Genomic DNA, 19,723 nt, shown 5'->3' with positions numbered 1-19,723 from the left:
TGAATTACAGCTCCTTATCGCGCCAACATAAAACAATCATAATTAAAATAATTTTCTTATAAATCAACAGTTTAAAAATAAAATTCATATTTATCACAACCATGGCACAGCCACTGCAATAGTCCTGGCAAGCACGGACAAACAGAGCGAGATGCCACGATGGCCAACATCAAATTGTTCAACACCAGGGAAGCCCAGCTACCAACCAGCGATGCGCTGAACAACCAGCAGGCACCAGCCTACGCCTACCAGCCCAAGCACAAGCTGGCCCAGCTGGCAGTAACCGGCTGCCTGAATCAGACCTTCTACGCCGACGCTGAAACCCAACTGGCCGAAGTGCTGAAGCTGGTAGCCGAGCTAGACGCTCGCTACGTGGCCAAGGCCGCGCTTTATGCCCGCAAGAAAGGCCATATGAAAGACATGCCGGCCTTGTTATTGGCAGCCCTGGCCGCGCAGCGTTCGAGCTTGATGCCGGCGCTGTTCGAGCAGGTGGTGGATAACGGCAAGATGCTGCGCACCTTCGTGCAGATCCTGCGTAGCGGCGTGACCGGGCGAAAGTCCCTTGGCTCGCAGCCCAAGCGTCTGGTGCAGACATGGCTGAACAGCGCCAGCGAACGCCAGCTGCTGCAAGCCGCCATCGGCAACCAGCCGTCGCTGGCGGACGTAGTGAAGATGGTTCACCCCAAGCCGGCCGACGCCTGGCGCGAAGCCTTTTTCGCCTGGCTGATCGGCAAACCAGCGGATGCTGCGGCCCTGCCGGCGCTGACCCGCGCACTGCTGGCGTTTCGCAGCGGTGCAAACAGCGAGCTGCCTGAGGTGCCGTTCCAGCTGCTCGGCAACGAGACGCTGAGCGCGGCGCAATGGGCCGAGCTGGCGGGACGGATGAGTTGGCAGGCTCTGCGCATGAATCTCAACACACTGGTGCGCCACGGCGCATTCGCGGTGGAGGGTTGTGCCGAAATGGTGGCGAAGCGTCTGGCCGATAGCGCGGCAGTGGCCAAGGCGCGGGTGTACCCATACCAGTTGCTGGCCGCCTACAGGATGACCGGGGATGGTGTACCGCTGGTAGTGCGTGAAGCGCTGCAGGATGCCCTGGAGCTATCGCTGGTCAACGTGCCAGCGCTGAGCGGCAAGGTGGTGGTGTGCCCGGACGTGTCCGGCTCGATGTCGAGCCCGGTGACCGGTTACCGCCAGGGTGCGACCACAGCGGTGCGCTGCATCGATGTGGCCGCACTGGTGGCGGCGGCGATCCTGCGCAAACAACCGCAGGCCCAGGTGCTGCCGTTCGAGAACAAGGTGGTTAAAGTGTCGCTCAACCCACGTGACAGCGTGATGAGTAACGCACAGAAGCTGGCGGCAATCGGTGGCGGCGGAACCAGCTGCTCCGCCCCGCTAAAGCAACTGGCGGATACCGGGGCCAAAGTGGATACGCTGATCCTGGTTTCCGACAACGAATCCTGGATCGACGCCCGCCGCCATGGCGCCACGGAAACCCTGCGCCAGTGGGAGCGGATCAAGCAGTTCAACCCGCAAGCGCGGCTGATCTGCATTGACCTGCAACCCTACGGCACCACGCAGGCAGCGGATCGTGCAGACATCCTGAATGTCGGCGGTTTCAGCGACGCAGTGTTCGATGTGCTGGCACAGTTCGCCAGCGGCACCTTCGGCGCCGGCCACTGGGTCGACGCCATCGAGAAGATGGAGCTATGAGAACGCGCTCGGCCAATAAGGGACGAGCGCACATAAATTAACGATTTCGAGCGTATTCGAATACCGGTGGGACTACATCCAAGACGTATCACCACGCCCTTGTCGAATACGCGCGAAGGCACGAATGCCAGTGGCTGTACAGGTTATGCCGGTTTCGATATCGGCCCGTGGCAACACGGAACAGTCACTTCCCTTGTCGTGCCACCTGATTCAACGGTTTTGCGACGAATGCCGGTGGAACTACACCCTTCCACGGTCGAGATGCGGGTTCGAGTCCCGTCGGCTCCATCATTGGGGGGCCGTAGTTCAATGGCAGAACACGAAAATACGTTTCACCACACCTTGTCGTCGCATCTTTTTCAGGCAGCGAATGCCTTGGGTACTACATTGTGTCGCGGGTTCGAGCCCCGCCCCGTTAACGGGTAGCTCAGCTGGTAGAGCAAATGTGCCCATCAACTCGTCGCTGCACGGAGGCCTGGCCTCCCCCCTTTTTTGATTGACCCGGCGAATGCCGGTGGAACTACAGAACGCAAAGGTCGCGGGTTCAACTCCCGCCAGCCGCAAGGCTGTAGCTCAGCGGATAGAGCACTGCGCATGTTTCACCAAGGATTGTCGCCGCAATGAGAGCACGCTGGCACGGCCAGCCCGAATACGAGTGAATGACAATGCAAAGCAAGACCTACAACCTGCTGGAAGTCGCCAACGGCAAGCCGATCAAGCTCTGGACCCAGGGCGTGCCGGTGGAGGCCGAAGCGCAGCAACAGCTGATCAACACCGCCAAGCTGCCGTTTATCTTCAAGCACCTGGCGGTGATGCCAGACGTGCATTTGGGTAAGGGGTCGACCATCGGCAGCGTGATCCCCACCCAGGGCGCGGTGATCCCAGCAGCGGTGGGCGTGGATATCGGCTGCGGCATGATGGCCGCGCGCACCTCGCTGACTGCTAGCGACCTACCGGACAACCTTAGCGGGCTGCGCGATGCCATCGAACGCGCCGTACCCCATGGTCGTACCAATACCCGCAGCGGCCGCGATAAAGGTGCCTGGGAGAATGTGCCCGATACCACCGACCAGGCCTGGGCCAACCTGGCTGGGCGCTTCAAGCTGATCACCGATAAGCAGCCGCGGCTGGAGAAGACCAACAACCGCAAACACCTGGGAACCCTGGGTACCGGTAACCACTTTATCGAGGTCTGCCTGGACGAGGCGCAGCGCGTCTGGTTTATGTTGCACAGCGGTTCGCGCGGCGTGGGGAACGCCATCGGCAGCCTGTATATCGAACTGGCCAAGGCCGATATGCGCCAGCACGTCGCCAACCTGCCGGACAAGGATCTGGCCTACTTCGAAGAAGGCAGCCAGCACTACCAGGACTATGTGGAGGCTGTGGGCTGGGCCCAGGATTTCGCCCGGCAGAACCGCGAACTGATGATGCAGGCGGTGATAGCCGCAGCGCGCCAGGTAATCGGCAAGCCTTTCGAGGCCAACCTGCAAGCGGTGAACTGCCACCACAACTATGTGCAGAAGGAACGCCACTTTGGCGAAGACGTACTGATCACCCGCAAGGGCGCGGTCTCGGCGCAGAAGGGCGAACTGGGCATCATCCCCGGCTCCATGGGCGCGCAGAGTTTTATCGTGCGCGGCCTGGGTAACGAAGAGGCGTTCAGCTCCTGCAGCCACGGCGCGGGGCGAGTAATGAGTCGTACCCAGGCGAAAAAACAGTTCAGCCTGGACGACCAGATCCGCGCCACCGCCCACGTGGAATGCCGCAAGGACCTCGACGTAATCGACGAGATCACCATGGCCTACAAGGACATCGAAAAAGTCATGCACGCCCAGCGCGAGCTGGTGGAAGTAGTCCACACCCTGCGTCAGGTGGTGTGCGTTAAAGGATAAAAGGACAGGACAATGAAACACCTGAAGGAATGGCTGGAGCGCCTACGCCGTCAGCCTCAGCACCCGCTGAGTAGTACGCACTACTGGCAACAGGATGCGCTGAATGTGCTTGCAGATTGCGACGAGCAAAGCGATTGGCTGCAGCTCAGCCGCAACAGTAACGGCTTTGTACGCGAGGTTGCCGTACGCGTGCTATGCGATACGCCAAGTCCGCAGGCTTTGCTCGCACTGGTCGAGCGACTCAACGACTGGGTAGCGCAAGTACGGCAGTTGGCCGAGCGCGGTGTGCAGCAATACCTGCATCCCAATCAGGCTGACGCGCTGCTTTACGCCTTGGAGCCCTTGCTGGCACTAGCCGGCAAGGGCCGCTGCAATCCTGACGCCATCCTGCAGCAAATGGCTGAAGTGCTGTCTCGACCAGAATTACACGCCGCGCTTATAGAGGCACTGAACGGTCGCCGAGGCAAAGGGGCACGCTTTCTTTTCGAGCTACTTCTGAAGAGCGAAGCAGGCGCGCTGCCGACAACGCTGCAAATAGCCATGAAGCACGCCGATACAGACGTACGGCGCATGGCGTTGACGGCCAGCAGACGCCTACCCCAGGCAGAGGCCAGAGTGCTTTTGCGCCTGGGCTTTGCAAGCCCAAGTGCGCAAATCAGGGTAACAGCGTTACGCGAATGGCTGGCGCAGGACGAGCAACTGCCACAGATACAGAACTTGCTGCGCCTGGGTTTGCTCGACCCCGCCCCTGCGGTTCGCTGCCTAGCCTGCTGGGCGGCGCCTCGCTATCAGATAAACAGCTCAGACGTGCTGATGCTTGGACTGGCCGAACAACCTACGGACAAGAACGGCTGGCTCGGACTTATCGGTCTAGCCAAGGATCTGGTTGAAACGCGGGCACTGCCGACTCTGCAGATTGCCTTGTTGCACACGGCGCCCGTGGTGCGTAGCAGAGCATTGGAAGCCATCGCGGCGATAGCCCCTGATGATGTGTTGGCGACCCTGCTGAGCGCTCTGGATAACCCATCCACCCAGGTAGTGCGCGCAGCCAGCCGGCTATTGAAACGCCAGCCCATACGCACGGGCGATGAGCAATTGTCGGCAGCCATAGTCAGCTCACTACGCCAGGGGGAAAGTCGCAAGCTTGTTACCTTGGCCGCGCTGACACCGCTCTGGATCCATCTGCAGCATTTGCTGCAGGCACTGGAAATAGCGGAGGACGAGGGGCAGCGAGAAGGACTGCTGGCGGCACTGAATATATGGCACAAGCGCCGGCGGCGAGCCTATGCATTAAGGGCCACGGCTGAGCAGCAGGCCCTGCTGAGCACCCATTTGTTGACGCTAATGGCAGCAGGAAAGCTGGAGCATTGCGATCCTCAATACTGGATAAATTGAAGACTGGTAACAAGGAACAAAACCGATGGACCTGCATCAACAACGCCACCCGCTCTCAGCAGAAATGCGTGAGTGGGTATTGCGCGAGCTGAAAGCAATAGAAGCGCAGCACGAGGTCACCGTGCTCTACGCCTGCGAGTCGGGCAGCCGCGCCTGGGGTTTTGCCTCGCCGGATAGCGACTACGATGTGCGCTTCGTCTATGTGCAGCGCCAGCCCTGGTACCTGCGCGTAGACGCACCGCGCGATGTAATCGAGCGGCCGCTGAGCGACGAGTTGGATATAGGCGGCTGGGAGCTGCGCAAGACTCTGCACCTGCTGCGCAAATCCAACCCCACGCTACTGGAGTGGCTGGACTCGCCGCTGGTTTATCGCAGCGAGTCGGGTGCTGCCGAGCAGTTGCGCGAGCTGGCCGAGCAGTTCTACTGCCCGACCGCCGCACGGCACCACTATCTATCGATGGCCAAGAAGAACTTTCGCGGCTACCTCCAGGACGAGCAGGTGCGCTTCAAGAAATACCTCTATGTGCTGCGCCCGTTGCTGGCCGTACGCTGGATCGACCAAGGCCTGGGTCGCCCACCAATGACCTTCGCCGCACTGCTCGACGCCACCGTACGTGATCCTACCCTGCTGGCGGAAATCGATGCCCTGCTGACGCTCAAGCGCCAGGTAGTGGAGTCGGCCTATGGTCCACGCCGTGAAGCGATCCACGCTTTTATCGAGCAGGCGTTGCAGCAAGCCGAAGCGCAGCCGGCACTGCCCAAAGCGGGCGGCGATACGGCCGATCTCGACCGTTATCTGTGCGAGACGGTGCTGCGCTATTCGTAACAATTGAAATACGGGCGTCTCTGCGCCCCATTATTTGAGTCAGAACTATGCAAAAGGATTTCCTCGAACTGGACGGTGCCATCGGCGGCGGTCAGGTATTGCGCAGCGCACTAAGCCTGTCGATGGTCAGCGGGCGGCCGTTTCGGATCGTCAATATTCGCGCCCAACGCAGCCGGCCGGGTTTATTGCGTCAGCATCTAACCGCAGTGCTGGCGGCGGCCGAGGTTTGCGGCGCTGACGTCGAAGGAGCGCAGCTCGGTTCGATGAACCTGAGTTTCCGCCCTGGCGCCATCGAGGCCGGCAACTACAGCTTCAGCATCGGCACTGCCGGTAGCTGCACCCTGGTGCTGCAGACGCTGCTGCCGGCTTTGCTGCGCGCGCCCGACAACAGCCGCCTGCGAATCAGCGGCGGCACCCACAATCCAGCCGCGCCTCCGAGCGATTTTCTCCAGCAAGCCTGGCTACCGCTGTTACGACGCATGGGCGCACAGCTGGAGTTGACACTGCTGCGCCATGGCTTCGCACCGGCCGGCGGCGGCCAGTTGGAGTTGCATGTGCAACCCGGCCAACTGCAACCGCTGTATCTGGAGGAGCGCGGCGCGGTGCTCGACCAGCAGGCGCGGTGCCTGCTGGCCGGCGTGCCTGGACATGTCGGCGCAAGGGAATTGGAGCGTTTGGCCAAGCGCCTGAAACTGCCGGAAGAGGCGCTGCATGTCGTCCACCTGCCGCAAGAACATGGCCCGGGTAACGCGTTGCTGCTGGAAGTACGCTGCGAACATGTCAGCGAGCTGTTCGCAGCCTTCGGTCAGCCGCGACTACGCGCCGAGAACGTTGCCGATCAGGTGGCGAAACAGGCCCGCGATTGGCTAGGCGGCGAGACCGCAGTAGCCGAACACCTGGCCGATCAACTGTTGCTGCCCATGGTCTTGGCCGGCGGAGGCAGCTTCACCACGCCGCGGCGCACCGCGCATCTGGAGAGCAATATCCAAGTGATCGAAGCCTTTATGCCGGTGCGTATCCGTTGCGAAACCTTGGCACCGGAGCAGGTAAGAGTCAGTTTTCTGACTGCCCCTCACAACCAACTGACAGAGCAATAAAAGGCCGGATGACAATCCGGCTTTTTAACAGTCCAAACCGCTAGAAGCTCAGGCGGTAATGCAGGGAATAGCTCTCAACCCCATCGTTGGGCTTTTTGATCCCGGCATTGGAGTAGTGCATGGCACGCACGCCGACTTCCTGATCAGCAAACCGCACGCCGAAACCGAGGCGATCCTCAAACTGGAAGGACGAGCCCAAGTCGTTGCTCTCAAGCTCAGTGCTGGAGAATGCTGCAATACCAATACCGGCCTCGACATAGGGTTTAAAACGTTCGCCGGCAAATTCGTAAACGAATACAGGGCTGAACGAAAGGCTGTGGTTACTGGCGGTTTTGTCGCCATCCCAATAGGTGTAAGCCGCATCCCAGTAACCGCTCAGGCGTCCCACATCACTGGCAAACCAGCTTTGGTTGAAATCAAACTGGGTGCCCAGGCGATAGGTCATGGTTGAGTCACCGGTTTGCCCGATGGCAACAGTCATATCCATTGCCTGCACAGTACTGACAGACCCGCAAGCCAGGGCTGCAAACGCAACCAAACTCACAATTTTTCTCATGGCAATTGTCCTTCTTCACCCAATAAAAATGCGCGTAGTCGCGGCAAAAGAGTACCGAAAAACCGCTGCCTGGGGGAAGCACTAAAGGTACTAGCGTACTACGACAGTGCCCGCACGTGAGCTGCGTCACCCCAGAGCAAGGGCAATACTTGCTGCAGCGCTTGCGGCTCGCCACTGGACCAGAACTGCGTCGGTTGTGCCGTGCCATTAGCGAGCAGATCATGGTCTGCCAGCAGACGCTGAACCTGGCGCGCCACTGCAGGCCCGGTGTCGATCAGGCTGATCGAGTCGGGCACCAAGCTGCGCAGCAGCGGTTTGATAAAGGGGTAATGGGTGCAGCCGAGAATCAGCGTATCGCAGCCTTCGGCCAGTAACGGTGCAACAAAGCCTTGTAGCAACTCACGGGTTGCCGCACTGTCCAGCTCGCCGGCTTCGATCTGCTCCACCAGCCCTGGACAAGGCTGGGTAATCACCCGTACATCGCTGGCGAAACGGTCGAGTAAGGCGGCGAACTTGGCGCTTTTCAGCGTGCCCGTGGTGGCCAGCACACCGACTACGCCACTCGTTGTCGCGGCCGCCGCCGGCTTTACCGCCGGCTCCATGCCCACCAGCGGTAACTGCGGATAACGCTCGCGCAGTTCGGCAACCCCGGCCACGGTGGCGGTATTACAGGCCAGCACCAGCGCCTTGGCGCCCTGGGCGAGTAGAAACTCAGCCAGTACCCGGCAACGCTCACGGATAAACTCCGGACTCTTTTCGCCGTAGGGCACATGCCCGCTGTCGGCTATATACAGCAGCGACTCACTGGGCAACAGCGTGCGAATTTCGCGCAGCACCGACAGCCCGCCGACACCTGAGTCGAACACGCCAATCGGCGCGCCTCTGCATGCGTTACGGGGCATGGCTGCCACAGACACTGCAACCGGGATCACGCTTGACTCGTAACTCACGGAAGCGGCTGCCGAGGGCATCGATCAGCAGCAAACGCCCCACCAGCGGCTCACCAAACTGCGCCAGCAACTTCAAGGCTTCCAGCGCCTGCAAACTGCCGACCATGCCCACCAGCGGGCCGACCACACCGGCTTCGCTGCACGTCAGCTCGGCTTCGCTGCCATGACCATAAATACAGTGGTAACAAGGGCTGTCATCGCGACGCAGGTCGAACACTGACAGCTGACCTTCCAAGCGGATCGCCGCGCCGCTGACCAGCGGCACTTTGGCCGCCACACAAGCAGCATTGACCGCCTCGCGGGTGCTGAAATTATCCGAGCAATCCAATACCAGATCCACAGCAGCCACGGCAGCGGCCAGCGAATCGCTGTCCAATCCCTGACGATGGACGTGCACGCACAACTGCGGATTGATCGCCAGCAGGCGTTTGCTCGCCGAATCGACCTTGCTCAGGCCAATGCTTTGGGTGTCATGCACGATCTGCCGTTGCAGGTTGGTCAAATCGACCGTATCGAAGTCCGCCAGGTGCAATTCACCTACCCCGGCCGCCGCCAGATACAGCGCCACCGGGGAGCCCAAGCCACCTAGGCCGATGATCAACGCACGGCTGTTTTTCAGGCGCAGTTGGCCGTCGATATCGATCTGTTGCAGGAGGATCTGCCGGCTGTAACGCAGCAGTTCCTCATCCGTCAGCATGTCCTGGGAATTCATGGCACTACTCTTGGCGTCACTCATTATCGAAACGTCCCAGACTGATGCGTTCGTGGCCGCCCAGGTCACGTCGGCTTTCCACCACGCTAAAACCACGTGCGCTGAGCAGCTCGCGCACCGCCGCCGCCTGATCGAAACCATGCTCCAGCAGCAACCAGCCACCTGCTTCAAGATAGCCCGGTGCCTGTTGGATAATCAGGCGGATATCATCCAGCCCGTCCGCCCCGGCGACCAGCGCGCTGCTTGGTTCAAAACGCACATCACCCTCAGCCAGATGACGATCATCGGCGGCGATATACGGCGGATTACTGACAATCAGCTGAAAGCGCTGGCCGGCCAAGGCACTAAACCAATGGCTTTCAACAAAAGCCGAGTTGCTCAATTTAAGCCGTGTGCGGTTGCGCTCGGCCAGCGCCACCGCCTCCGCTACTCGGTCTACCCCGGTTAGCCGCCAGGCCGGGCGTTCACTGGCCAGCGCCAAAGCAATCGCACCGGTACCAGTGCCCAGATCAAGCACCTGCGCCAGTGTGGCCGGCAGCAGCGCCAGAACAGTCTCAACCAACAGTTCTGTATCGGGCCGCGGAATCAGGGTGTGCGCCGCAACCTCCAACTCCAGGCTCCAGAAGCCCTGCTGACCGAGGATATAAGCCACCGGCTCCCCCGCCTGACGCCGCACCATTGCCGCCTGATAACACTCAAGCTGCGCCGCATCGAGCGCACGCTCCGGCCAGGTGTGCAGATAACTGCGCGGCTTGCCCAGGGCGTGGGCGAGCAGCAACTCGGCATCCAGGCGCGGGGTTGGCGAGCCAGGTAGTTCGGCGTTGCTCAACAGGGATTCGATGCTAGGCATTGGGGCGGCTATCTCACGTAGGGTGGATCGGGGCGCGCAGCTCGCGCTCTATCGATCCACCATGGGAACCTCTGGTGGATGAAAAAGCGTCATCCACCCTACCCAAATATCGGGGTTAATCGCTCAAGGCAGCCAGCTGATCGGCCTGGTACTCGACCAGCAGCGGCTCGATAATCGCCTCAACGCCGCCGGCAATCACTTCGTTCAGCGAATACAGGGTCAGGTTGATGCGGTGATCGGTGACCCGGCCTTGCGGGAAGTTATAGGTGCGGATGCGCTCGGAACGGTCACCGGAGCCCACCAGCAGCTTGCGCGAATCGGAAATTTCCTTGTGCGCGGCCGCCTCTTGCTGGTCCTTCAACTTGGCCGCCAGCCAGGCCATGGCCTTGGCGCGGTTCTTATGCTGCGAGCGTTCGTCCTGGCACTCCACCACGGTGCCGGTGGGAATGTGGGTAATCCGCACAGCAGAGTCGGTGGTGTTAACGTGCTGCCCACCCGCGCCTGAGGAGCGGTAGGTGTCTACCCGCAAATCAGCCGGGTTAATGTCGATGGCCATCTGCTCATCCGGTTCAGGCAGCACGGCAACGGTACAGGCCGAGGTATGAACACGACCTTGGGACTCGGTTTCCGGCACACGCTGTACACGGTGTGCGCCAGACTCAAACTTGAGTTTGCCGTAAACGTTATCGCCCTCAACCCGGGCAATCACTTCTTTATAACCGCCGTGCTCACCCTCGCTGGCCGAGAGCACTTCAATCCGCCAGCCCTGCTTCTCGGCATAGCGCGAGTACATGCGAAAGAGGTCGCCAGAGAAGATCGCCGCCTCGTCGCCACCGGTACCGGCGCGCACTTCGAGGAACACGTTGCGCCCGTCATTCGGGTCTTTGGGCAGCAGCATGCGCTGCAGACTGGCTTCCAGTTCGATTAGCTGTTCTTTGGCCTCGGCAACTTCTTCTTCGGCCATCTCACGCATATCCGGGTCGCTGTCCTTGAGCAGCGCCTGAGCGCCTTCAAGATCAGACTGGACCTTACGAAAAGCACTGAACGCCTGATAAACCGGCTCAATTTCGGCATATTCCTTGGAATAAGCGCGAAACTGAGCCTGATTGCTGATCACTTCGCCATCGCTAAGCAACGCCATCAGCTCTTCGAAGCGATCCTGCAACAGGTCGAGTTTATTGATCAGTGACGCTTTCATTGCAGACCTTTAATGATTGGCCGGGCCAGTATGGGCCGCAGCAGGCGACGCGCCCTCGTCGAGGGCAAACAGTTCTTGAGCGACGCCCAGCGCATCAACGCGGCCGTCAGCAGAGAATTTTTTCAACTGCACGCTGGGCGCATGCAACAGCTTGTTAGTCAGGCCGCGGGCCAGCAGCGCCAACACATCCTCAGCCGCGCTGCCGTTGCTGAGCAGGCGCAAAGCCTTGTTTAGCTCCTCATCGCGCAAGCGCTCGGCCTGCTGACGATAAGCCTTGAGCACATCGACAGCGGCCAGTTCGCGCAGGCGCTGCATAAAGTCCTGGGCACCGACGCTAACCAACTCTTCGGCGGCCTGAGCCGCACCCTGGCGGCTCTTGAGGTTCTCGGCGATGACCTCATGCAGGTCATCGACGGTGTACAGGTAAACGTCATCCAGTTCGCCCACTTCCGGCTCAATATCACGCGGCACGGCGATGTCGACCATAAAAATCGGTTTGTGCTTGCGCTGCTTCAGCGCCCGCTCCACCGCGCCCTTACCGAGAATCGGCAGCTGACTGGCAGTAGAACTGATAACAATGTCGCTGTTGACCAGCTCGCCAGGAATCTCCGACAGCAGCACCGCATGGGCACCAAATTGTTCAGCCAGGCTGCTGGCGCGCTCCAGTGTACGGTTGGCCACCACGATGCGCTTGATGCCCTGATCATGCAGATGGCGGGCGACCAAGCTAATGGTCTCACCTGCGCCAATCAGCAGTGCTTGGCTGCGGTTTAGGTCCGCGAATATCTGCTTGGCCAGGCTAACGGCAGCAAAGGCCACGGAAACCGGGTTCTCACCAATCGCGGTATCGGTGCGCACGGTTTTTGCGGTGCTAAACGTGGCTTGAAATAGACGCCCGAGCAGCGGCCCCAAGGTGCCTGCCTCGCGCGCCACGGCAAAGGCCGACTTCATCTGGCCGAGAATTTGCGGCTCGCCCAGCACCATGGAATCCAACCCGGACGCCACACGCATCATGTGCCGCACCGCCTCGTCATCCGCATGGATATAGGCGCAGGCACGCAGCTCATCGAGGCTCAACTGGTGATAATGGGCCAACCAGGCCAACACTTCATCGGCGTTTAACTCATCCTGTTCAAGGTACAACTCACTGCGGTTGCAGGTTGAGAGAATCGCCGCCTCACGACTGCTGGTGCGCTGGCACAGCTGCTGCAACGCCTCAACCAACTGCTCCGGGATAAAAGCCACGCGTTCGCGCACATCCACCGAGGCGGTCTTATGGTTGATACCGAGGGCAATAAAGGCCATGCACGATCGCTGACAGGGAGTGGGAGCCGGCGATTGTCCTACTTCGGCAAAGCGAGAACAACCACTGCTGCCTATTGTCCTAATAGCCAGACTTATCCGTGCCATTAAGGATCATGGCAGCCCATGGGCTTGCCACAATGCTTGTGTCATGATGCCCAAACCGCAGGTTGGCCACATACTCTTCCTATGAATAGATCCTTCGTTTTACTGACTGCTGCTGTCTTATTGAGCGGTTGCCAGACGTTTACTTCCTCTGCCCCGGATGGCACGCCACCCGTGGAAGACCCCGCTGTCGTCACCCCAGAGGCACAACCACAGGTCTACCGCGCGTTCAGCCAAGAGACCCTGTTGTCGTTGTTGATCGCTGAACTGGCAGGCCAACGCAACCGCTTCGACATTGCCCTGGAAAACTATGCCGTCCAGGCCGAAGCGACCCAAGACGCTGGTGTTGCCGAGCGCGGCTTTCGCATTGCTGAATACTTAGGGGCCGAACAGCCCGCACTGGAAACCAGCCTGCTGTGGGCCAAAAACGCCCCTGACAACATCGACGCCCAGCGGGCTGCCGCCGTGCAGCTGGCGCGTGCTGGCCGCTACGACGAGTCCATGGCGTTTATGGAGCAGGTCCTACAGCGCCAGGGCGACACCCATTTCGACTTCCTCGCCCTGTCTGCTGCCGAAACCGACCCGGACACCCGCGCCGGTCTGCTGCAAAGCTTTGATCGCTTGCAGGCGAAATACCCAGAGAACAGCCAGCTGCAGTTTGGTAAAGCCCTGTTACTGCAACAAGATGGCCGCCCGCAGGAAGCACTGGAGCTGCTGGAGCAACAACCCAGCAAAGACCGCCCCGTTGCTTCAATTCTGCTGCACGCACGCCTACTACAAAGCCTAGAGCGCAATGATAAAGCCCTCCCACTACTTGAGAGCGGCATCGAAAAGCACCCAGAAGACAAACGCTTGCGCCTGACATATGCGCGTTTGTTGGTCGCCGAGAATCGCCTGGATGATGCCAAAGGCGAATTTGCCTCACTGCTGCAGCAATACCCCAACGACGATGATTTGCGCTTTTCCTTGGCTTTGGTCTGCCTGGAAGCAAAAGCCTGGAAAGAAGCGATCATTTACCTGGAAGAGCTGGTCGAGCGCGACAGTCACAGCGATGCCGCACACTACAACCTGGGCCGCGCGTATGAAGAGCTGGACGACATCCCCAGCGCTCTGATCGAGTACGCCCTGGTCGGCCCCGGCAACGACTACCTGCCAGCACAGGCGCGACAAAGCGACCTTCTGTTCAAGCAGCAACGCGGCCGCGAAGCATCCAATCGCTTGCGTCAGGCCCGCGAAAGCCAGCCCGACTACGCCATCCAGCTTTACCTGATCGAGGCCGAAGCCTGGTCCAAGCAGCAGGACACCGAGCGCGCCTGGCAGCTCATCCAACAGGCTCTGGAGCAGTTCCCAGATGACCTCAACCTGCTCTATACCCGCGCCATGCTGGCGGAAAAGCGCGATGATCTGCCGCTACTGGAGCAAGACTTACGCTTTATTCTCGAGCGCGAGCCAGACAACGCCATGGCCCTCAACGCCCTGGGCTACACCCTGGCAGATCGCACCACGCGCTACGCCGAAGCCAAACAACTGATTGAGCAGGCGCACCAGCTCAACCCGCAGGATCCAGCCATTCTCGACAGCCTCGGCTGGGTGAATTACCGCATGGGCAACCTGGATGAAGCCGAACGCCTGTTGCGTCAGGCCATGCAAGAGTTTCCCGATCACGAAGTGGCCGCCCACTTGGGCGAAGTGCTGTGGGCGCAAGGCAAGCAAAAGGAAGCCCGCGCACTCTGGCGCGACGCTCTAAAGCAACAACCTGATAGCGACATACTGCGCAGCACACTGTTGCGCCTGACCGGAGCAGAGAAACTTTGATGTTTGCGCGCCACCTGCTGATTTTCAGCCTGATCACATTACTAGCAGGCTGCGCCGGCCTGACCTCTCGCGAAGCCCTCGAAGGCCAGGGCAATGCGCAAAGCTGGCAAGCCCATAAACAGCAAATTAGCAGCCTGGATGCCTGGCAGATCAACGGCAAAGTAGGTATCCGCGCGCCAAAAAACTCCGGCAGCGGCACCCTGTTTTGGCTGCAACGCCAAGATTACTTCGACATCCGCTTGTCTGGCCCACTGGGTCGCGGCGCAGCTCGGCTGACCGGCCGCTCTGGAGATATCCAACTGGAAGTGGCCAACCAAGGGCGCTACCAGGCCGAATCACCAGAGCAACTGCTACGCGAGCAGCTGGGCTTGAACCTACCCGTGTCGCACCTGTTCTGGTGGATTCGCGGCTTGCCCTCCCCTGACAGCAAAAGCCGCCTAAACCTCGACAGCCAGAGCCACTTGGCGCAGCTGAACCAAGACGGCTGGCATGTCGAGTTCCTCAGCTACAGCGAACAGAATGGCTTCTGGCTGCCTGAACGCATCAAGCTCAGCGGTTTTGACTTGCAAGTCACCTTAGTGATCAAGGACTGGCAACCGCGCCAGCTTGGCCAATGAGCAACCCAGCAATACCCGCCGCTGCCGAGCTAATTCTGCCGGCACCGGCCAAACTCAACCTAATGTTGCACATCCTAGGCCGCCGCGCCGACGGTTATCACGAACTGCAAACGCTGTTTCAGTTTCTCGATTTTGCCGATGAGCTAGGTTTTGCTCTGCGCACCGACGGCCAGATTCGCTTACATACCCCCATCGAAGGTGTGCCTCACGACAGCAACCTAATCGTGCGCGCTGCGCGTCTGTTGCAAATGCATGCCGGATGCACACTGGGCGCCGACATCTGGCTGGACAAGCGCTTGCCTATGGGCGGCGGCATCGGTGGCGGCAGCTCGGATGCCGCCACCACCCTGCTCGGCCTTAAGCACCTGTGGCACCTCGACTGCAGCGAAGATCAGCTCGCTACCCTGGGCCTGAGCCTGGGTGCAGATGTGCCGGTATTCGTGCGCGGCCACGCGGCCTTTGCCGAGGGCGTCGGGGAAAAACTGCAACCGGTGACCCTGAGCGAACCGTGGTTTCTCGTGGCGATTCCGCAAGTGCTTGTCAGCACAGCGGAAATTTTCTCCGACCCTGAGTTGACACGGGATACGCCGCCCATTAAAGTTCGCAGCCTTCTTGAGGGGGGTGGTCGTAATGACTGCCAGCCGGTGGTCCAGAAGCGTTACTCAGAAGTTCGTAACGCTTTGATCTTGTTGAACAAATTTGTTCCGACTAGATTAACCGGCACTGGAGCTTGTGTGTTTGGGAGCTTCCCAAACCAGGACGATGCTGATAAAGTCGCCCGCCAACTTCCAGCCACTTTGCCAAGTTTTATTGCCCAAGGCCGTAACATCTCGATGTTGCACCGCAAGCTAGAAAAATTGGTCGAGAAGTGAATGCGTGCTGTTAGTTGTAAAGCAATATCGGGTTATATGTAGGGGCGTCGCCAAGCGGTAAGGCACCAGGTTTTGATCCTGGCATGCGTTGGTTCGAATCCAGCCGCCCCTGCCATTCCGTCCTGGAGCGGAGATATAACTCAGAGCATTCGGTTACACAGATACAGGGGCGTCGCCAAGCGGTAAGGCACCAGGTTTTGATCCTGGCATGCGTTGGTTCGAATCCAGCCGCCCCTGCCATTTCTGTACTCATCCAGGTATACCCTCAGCCGGCAGGTACTGCGCGTGTCCAAGATGATGGTTTTTACGGGGAACGCTAACCCCGATCTGGCGCGACGTATCGTACGTCAGCTGCACATTCCCCTCGGTGATGCTTCTGTCGGTAAATTTTCCGACGGCGAAATCATGATTGAAATCAACGAAAACGTCCGCGGTAAAGACGTCTTCCTGATTCAACCGACGTGCGCGCCAACCAATGACAACCTGATGGAACTGGTAGTGATGGCCGATGCCTTCCGCCGCTCCTCAGCGACCCGAATTACTGCAGTCATCCCCTACTTTGGCTATGCCCGCCAGGATCGCCGTCCGCGCTCCGCTCGCGTGGCCATCAGCGCCAAAGTTGTGGCCGACATGCTCACCGTTGTAGGCATCGACCGGGTACTTACCGTCGACCTGCACGCGGATCAGATCCAGGGCTTCTTCGATATCCCAGTAGATAACATCTACGGCTCCCCAGTTTTGGTGGACGATATCGAAGACCAACGCTTCGAAAACATGATGATCGTCTCCCCAGATATTGGCGGCGTGGTGCGTGCGCGTGCCGTGGCCAAGTCACTGGGTGTTGACCTGGCGATCATCGACAAGCGCCGCGAGAAAGCCAACCACTCCGAAGTGATGCACATCATCGGTGACGTGGAAGGCCGTACCTGCATCCTGGTCGATGACATGGTGGATACCGCCGGCACCCTGTGCCACGCAGCCAAAGCACTGAAAGAGCACGGCGCCTCAAAAGTCTTCGCCTACGCCACGCACGCCGTACTGTCGGGCCGCGCGATCGAAAACATTGAGAAATCTGTACTCGACGAGCTGGTGGTGACCAACACCATCCCGCTGTCTGCCGCCGCGCAATCCTGCTCGCGTATTCGCCAGCTGGACATCGCCCCGGTAGTTGCTGAGGCAGTTCGCCGCATCAGTAATGAAGAATCGATCAGCGCGATGTTCCGTTAATTCGGAATACGCACTGAGCACAAACGCCCTGCCCTAATGGCACGGCATGTCAACCAACCGTCCCGTCGCTGGTCGCAAGCGTAACGGACGGTTTGGTTATTTTGGAGAAGTGAAAATGACTGTTGAATTTACTCTGAATGCTGAAGCGCGTTCTGACCTGGGGAAAGGTGCGAGCCGCCGCCTGCGTCGTAACGTTGCGATGGTTCCTGCTGTAATTTACGGCGGCGACAAAGCCCCGGAATCGATCAGCCTGCTGGCCAAAGATTTCGCCAAGCTGCTGGAAAACGAAGCTGCCTACAGCCACGTGCTGACTCTGAACGTTGCCGGCAGCAACGAAAGCGTGCTGATCAAAGCTCTGCAGCGCCATCCAGCCAAAGGCTTTGTGCTGCACGCTGACTTCGTTCGCGTTGTGGCGGGCCAGAAGCTGACCGCCCTTATCCCACTGCACTTCCTCAACCAGGAAACTTCGGTTGGCGTTAAGCAGCAAGGTGGCGAAGTTTCCCACGTCCTGTCTGAAGTAGAAGTTTCTTGCCTGCCGAAAGACCTGCCAGAATTCATCGAAGTCGACATGGCTGCCGTTGAAGTGGGTCAGATCGTTCACTTGGCCGACCTGAAACTGCCAAAAGGCGTTGAGCTGGTTGCATTGGCTCACGGTAACGACCTGGCAGTGGCTAACATCCACGCCTCGCGCGTTGCTAAAGAAGAAAGCGCAGAAGGTGAAAGCGCTGCCGAGTAATCGTGCATCGCCGGAAAAGAGCCCAGCCAATGGCTGGGCTTTTTCACAGAAAGGGCTCCTAACATGACTGCCGTACAACTGATCGTTGGCCTGGGTAACCCTGGCCCTGAATACGACCAGACCCGGCATAATGCAGGGGCCCTTTTTGTTGAGCGCCTGGCTGACAGCCAGCGCATCAACCTGAGCCTGGACAAAAAATATTTTGGCCTTACTGGCAAATTCAGCCATCAAGGCCGCGATGTTCGTCTGTTGATCCCCACCACCTTTATGAATCGCAGCGGCCAAGCCGTAGCGGCACTGGCGAATTTCTTCCGCATTGCACCGGAAGCCATTCTGGTGGCCCACGACGAACTCGACATGCCTCCCGGCGTCGCCAAACTCAAACAGGGTGGCGGGCACGGCGGGCATAACGGACTGCGCGACATCATCGCCCAGCTCGGCAATCAGAATAATTTTTACCGCCTGCGGCTTGGCATTGGCCATCCCGGGCATAGCAGCATGGTCTCCAACTTCGTCCTCGGCCGCGCCCCACGTAGCGAACAGGAACTGCTGGATACCAGCATTGATTTCGCCCTAGGCAGCCTGCCAGAAATACTCGCAGGCGACTGGAGCAAAGCCATGCACAAACTGCACAGCCAGAAAGCCACCTCTTAACTCTTTACCGCCATTCGCGCGAGGGACACACCATGGGATTCAACTGCGGCATCGTCGGCCTACCCAACGTCGGCAAGTCCACCCTGTTCAACGCCCTCACCAAATCCGGTATTGCGGCAGAAAACTTCCCGTTCTGCACCATCGAGCCGAACAGCGGCATCGTGCCGATGCCCGACCCGCGCCTTGCCGCGCTGGCGGCCATTGTCAACCCGAAGCGCATCCTGCCCACCACCATGGAATTCGTCGATATCGCCGGCCTAGTGGCGGGCGCATCCAAAGGTGAAGGCCTGGGTAACAAATTTCTCGCTAACATCCGCGAGACCGACGCCATTGCCCACGTGGTGCGCTGCTTCGAAGACGAAAACGTGATTCACGTCGCCAACAGCGTTGACCCTAAGCGCGACATCGAAATCATCGATCTTGAGCTGATCTTCGCCGACCTCGACAGCTGCGAAAAACAGCTGCAGAAAGTCACCCGCAACGCCAAGGGCGGTGACAAGGAAGCGGTCGTACAGAAAGGTTTACTGGAACAGCTGATCAACCACTTCAGCGAAGCCAAACCCGCGCGTAGCCTGATGAAAACCATGAGCACCGACGAAAAAGCGGTGATTCGCGGCTTCCACCTGCTCACCACCAAACCAGTGATGTACATCGCCAACGTCGCCGAAGACGGTTTCGATAACAACCCACTGCTCGACGTCGTGCGCGCTATCGCCGAAGAAGAAGGCGCGATCGTGGTGCCGGTGTGCAACAAGATTGAAGCAGAAATCGCCGAACTCGATGACGGCGAAGAAAAGGACATGTTCCTCGAAGCCCTAGGCCTAGAAGAACCCGGCCTAAACCGCGTAATCCGTGCCGGCTATGAAATGCTTCACCTGCAGACTTACTTCACCGCTGGCGTCGAAGAAGTCCGCGCCTGGACTGTCAAAATCGGCGCCACCGCCCCGCAAGCAGCTGGCGTGATCCACACAGACTTCGAAAAAGGCTTTATCCGCGCCGAAGTGATCGCCTACAACGACTTCATCCAGTACAAAGGTGAAGCCGGCACCAAGGAAGCCGGCAAATGGCGCCTGGAAGGCAAGGAATACATCGTCAAAGACGGCGACGTCATGCATTTCCGCTTTAACGTGTAAGCGTTTGATCGTGCGCAGAAATTTTCACTCAACAGGGTTGACAGCCAACCCCAAGACGCGAATAATGCGCGCCACT

General features: G+C 59.3%; 18 protein-coding genes and 2 tRNA genes. 14 read left to right on the top strand and 6 right to left on the bottom strand.

Translation table 11 applies throughout. The features are described from left to right. Positions 1–159: 159 nt before the first annotated feature. The 5 genes from D8779_RS16900 (at position 160) to rtcA (ending at position 6,920) form a co-directional block, all read left to right on the top strand. Positions 160–1,710: a vWA domain-containing protein gene (locus tag D8779_RS16900; RefSeq protein ID WP_136665645.1), complete on the top strand. Its 1,551-nt coding sequence runs from the start codon at positions 160–162 to the stop codon at positions 1,708–1,710. Positions 1,711–2,375: 665 nt separating this feature from the next. Next, the gene (locus D8779_RS16895) at positions 2,376–3,602 is read left to right on the top strand and encodes an RtcB family protein (protein ID WP_136665644.1); all 1,227 of its coding nucleotides are present in this window, start codon (positions 2,376–2,378) and stop codon (positions 3,600–3,602) included. Between the two features lie 12 nt (positions 3,603–3,614). Further along, entirely contained in the window at positions 3,615–4,997 is a 1,383-nt protein-coding gene (locus tag D8779_RS16890; RefSeq protein ID WP_136665643.1) for a HEAT repeat domain-containing protein, read from the top strand. A 25-nt stretch (positions 4,998–5,022) separates the two neighbouring features. Continuing rightward, a complete protein-coding gene (locus D8779_RS16885) occupies positions 5,023–5,823 on the top strand; it encodes a nucleotidyltransferase domain-containing protein (RefSeq protein ID WP_136665642.1) in 801 nt (266 codons plus the stop codon). Positions 5,824–5,870: 47 nt separating this feature from the next. After that, on the top strand, positions 5,871–6,920 hold the full coding sequence (gene rtcA / locus D8779_RS16880; RefSeq protein WP_136665641.1) for an RNA 3'-terminal phosphate cyclase: 1,050 nt from the start codon (positions 5,871–5,873) through the stop codon (positions 6,918–6,920). Between the two features lie 40 nt (positions 6,921–6,960). Here rtcA and D8779_RS16875 read toward each other — a convergent pair whose 3' ends face one another. From D8779_RS16875 to hemA, 6 genes are all read right to left on the bottom strand, one after another. Then, complete coding sequence (locus D8779_RS16875) at positions 6,961–7,476, bottom strand: acyloxyacyl hydrolase (protein ID WP_136665640.1); 516 nt, start codon at positions 7,474–7,476, stop codon at positions 6,961–6,963. 98 nt (positions 7,477–7,574) lie between these two features. Beyond that, a complete protein-coding gene (murI, locus tag D8779_RS16870; protein WP_136665639.1) occupies positions 7,575–8,378 on the bottom strand; it encodes a glutamate racemase in 804 nt (267 codons plus the stop codon). Beyond that, positions 8,368–9,123: a molybdopterin-synthase adenylyltransferase MoeB gene (locus tag D8779_RS16865; RefSeq protein ID WP_136665863.1), complete on the bottom strand. Its 756-nt coding sequence runs from the start codon at positions 9,121–9,123 to the stop codon at positions 8,368–8,370. Before D8779_RS16865 ends, murI begins: the two co-directional genes overlap by 11 nt. A gap of 31 nt (positions 9,124–9,154) precedes the next feature. Further along, positions 9,155–9,988: a peptide chain release factor N(5)-glutamine methyltransferase gene (gene prmC / locus D8779_RS16860; protein ID WP_136665638.1), complete on the bottom strand. Its 834-nt coding sequence runs from the start codon at positions 9,986–9,988 to the stop codon at positions 9,155–9,157. Between the two features lie 115 nt (positions 9,989–10,103). Further along, positions 10,104–11,186: a peptide chain release factor 1 gene (gene prfA, locus D8779_RS16855; RefSeq protein ID WP_136665637.1), complete on the bottom strand. Its 1,083-nt coding sequence runs from the start codon at positions 11,184–11,186 to the stop codon at positions 10,104–10,106. Between the two features lie 9 nt (positions 11,187–11,195). Beyond that, a complete protein-coding gene (hemA, locus tag D8779_RS16850; RefSeq protein WP_136665636.1) occupies positions 11,196–12,491 on the bottom strand; it encodes a glutamyl-tRNA reductase in 1,296 nt (431 codons plus the stop codon). 186 nt (positions 12,492–12,677) lie between these two features. Here hemA and D8779_RS16845 point away from each other — a divergent pair, with 186 nt between their 5' ends. The 9 genes from D8779_RS16845 to ychF all read left to right on the top strand — a co-directional run bounded on the left by D8779_RS16845 (position 12,678) and on the right by ychF (position 19,647). Further along, a complete protein-coding gene (locus tag D8779_RS16845) occupies positions 12,678–14,408 on the top strand; it encodes a tetratricopeptide repeat protein (protein ID WP_136665635.1) in 1,731 nt (576 codons plus the stop codon). Further along, positions 14,408–15,025: a lipoprotein insertase outer membrane protein LolB gene (gene lolB / locus D8779_RS16840; RefSeq protein WP_136665634.1), complete on the top strand. Its 618-nt coding sequence runs from the start codon at positions 14,408–14,410 to the stop codon at positions 15,023–15,025. The genes D8779_RS16845 and lolB overlap by 1 nt, the downstream gene beginning before the upstream one ends. Further along, positions 15,022–15,897 (top strand): 4-(cytidine 5'-diphospho)-2-C-methyl-D-erythritol kinase, encoded by an 876-nt coding sequence (gene ispE / locus D8779_RS16835; protein ID WP_136665633.1) that lies wholly within the window; start codon positions 15,022–15,024, stop codon positions 15,895–15,897. Before lolB ends, ispE begins: the two co-directional genes overlap by 4 nt. Positions 15,898–15,937: 40 nt before the next feature. Continuing rightward, positions 15,938–16,012: transfer RNA gene (locus D8779_RS16830), tRNA-Gln, on the top strand. Between the two features lie 50 nt (positions 16,013–16,062). Then, positions 16,063–16,137, top strand: a tRNA-Gln gene (locus D8779_RS16825). Between the two features lie 45 nt (positions 16,138–16,182). Beyond that, the gene (locus D8779_RS16820) at positions 16,183–17,124 is read left to right on the top strand and encodes a ribose-phosphate pyrophosphokinase (protein WP_090244757.1); all 942 of its coding nucleotides are present in this window, start codon (positions 16,183–16,185) and stop codon (positions 17,122–17,124) included. Between the two features lie 115 nt (positions 17,125–17,239). Beyond that, positions 17,240–17,860, top strand: a complete 621-nt coding sequence (locus D8779_RS16815) for a 50S ribosomal protein L25/general stress protein Ctc (protein ID WP_136665632.1) — start codon at positions 17,240–17,242, stop codon at positions 17,858–17,860. Between the two features lie 63 nt (positions 17,861–17,923). Then, on the top strand, positions 17,924–18,514 hold the full coding sequence (pth, locus tag D8779_RS16810) for an aminoacyl-tRNA hydrolase (protein WP_136665631.1): 591 nt from the start codon (positions 17,924–17,926) through the stop codon (positions 18,512–18,514). Between the two features lie 32 nt (positions 18,515–18,546). Further along, a complete protein-coding gene (ychF, locus tag D8779_RS16805; RefSeq protein ID WP_136665630.1) occupies positions 18,547–19,647 on the top strand; it encodes a redox-regulated ATPase YchF in 1,101 nt (366 codons plus the stop codon). Positions 19,648–19,723: the final 76 nt, after the last annotated feature.

The organism is Pseudomonas leptonychotis, assembly GCF_004920405.1.
Taxonomy (GTDB): Bacteria; Pseudomonadota; Gammaproteobacteria; order Pseudomonadales; family Pseudomonadaceae; genus Aquipseudomonas; species Aquipseudomonas leptonychotis.
The sequence above is the reverse complement of the archived record's forward strand: the minus strand, read 5'-3'. Positions and strand labels throughout refer to the sequence as shown.

Bases quoted from the DNA above. Each gene is read 5' to 3' on its own strand.
- D8779_RS16900 (WP_136665645.1), top strand. From the start codon at position 160: ATGGCCAACATCAAATTGTTCAACACCAGGGAAGCCCAGCTACCAACC.
- D8779_RS16895 (WP_136665644.1), top strand. From the start codon at position 2,376: ATGCAAAGCAAGACCTACAACCTGCTGGAAGTCGCCAACGGCAAGCCG.
- D8779_RS16890 (WP_136665643.1), top strand. From the start codon at position 3,615: ATGAAACACCTGAAGGAATGGCTGGAGCGCCTACGCCGTCAGCCTCAG.
- D8779_RS16885 (WP_136665642.1), top strand. From the start codon at position 5,023: ATGGACCTGCATCAACAACGCCACCCGCTCTCAGCAGAAATGCGTGAG.
- rtcA (WP_136665641.1), top strand. From the start codon at position 5,871: ATGCAAAAGGATTTCCTCGAACTGGACGGTGCCATCGGCGGCGGTCAG.
- D8779_RS16875 (WP_136665640.1), bottom strand. From the start codon at position 7,476: ATGAGAAAAATTGTGAGTTTGGTTGCGTTTGCAGCCCTGGCTTGCGGG.
- murI (WP_136665639.1), bottom strand. From the start codon at position 8,378: ATGCCCCGTAACGCATGCAGAGGCGCGCCGATTGGCGTGTTCGACTCA.
- D8779_RS16865 (WP_136665863.1), bottom strand. From the start codon at position 9,123: ATGCTGACGGATGAGGAACTGCTGCGTTACAGCCGGCAGATCCTCCTG.
- prmC (WP_136665638.1), bottom strand. From the start codon at position 9,988: ATGCCTAGCATCGAATCCCTGTTGAGCAACGCCGAACTACCTGGCTCG.
- prfA (WP_136665637.1), bottom strand. From the start codon at position 11,186: ATGAAAGCGTCACTGATCAATAAACTCGACCTGTTGCAGGATCGCTTC.
- hemA (WP_136665636.1), bottom strand. From the start codon at position 12,491: ATGGCCTTTATTGCCCTCGGTATCAACCATAAGACCGCCTCGGTGGAT.
- D8779_RS16845 (WP_136665635.1), top strand. From the start codon at position 12,678: ATGAATAGATCCTTCGTTTTACTGACTGCTGCTGTCTTATTGAGCGGT.
- lolB (WP_136665634.1), top strand. From the start codon at position 14,408: ATGTTTGCGCGCCACCTGCTGATTTTCAGCCTGATCACATTACTAGCA.
- ispE (WP_136665633.1), top strand. From the start codon at position 15,022: ATGAGCAACCCAGCAATACCCGCCGCTGCCGAGCTAATTCTGCCGGCA.
- D8779_RS16815 (WP_136665632.1), top strand. From the start codon at position 17,240: ATGACTGTTGAATTTACTCTGAATGCTGAAGCGCGTTCTGACCTGGGG.
- pth (WP_136665631.1), top strand. From the start codon at position 17,924: ATGACTGCCGTACAACTGATCGTTGGCCTGGGTAACCCTGGCCCTGAA.
- ychF (WP_136665630.1), top strand. From the start codon at position 18,547: ATGGGATTCAACTGCGGCATCGTCGGCCTACCCAACGTCGGCAAGTCC.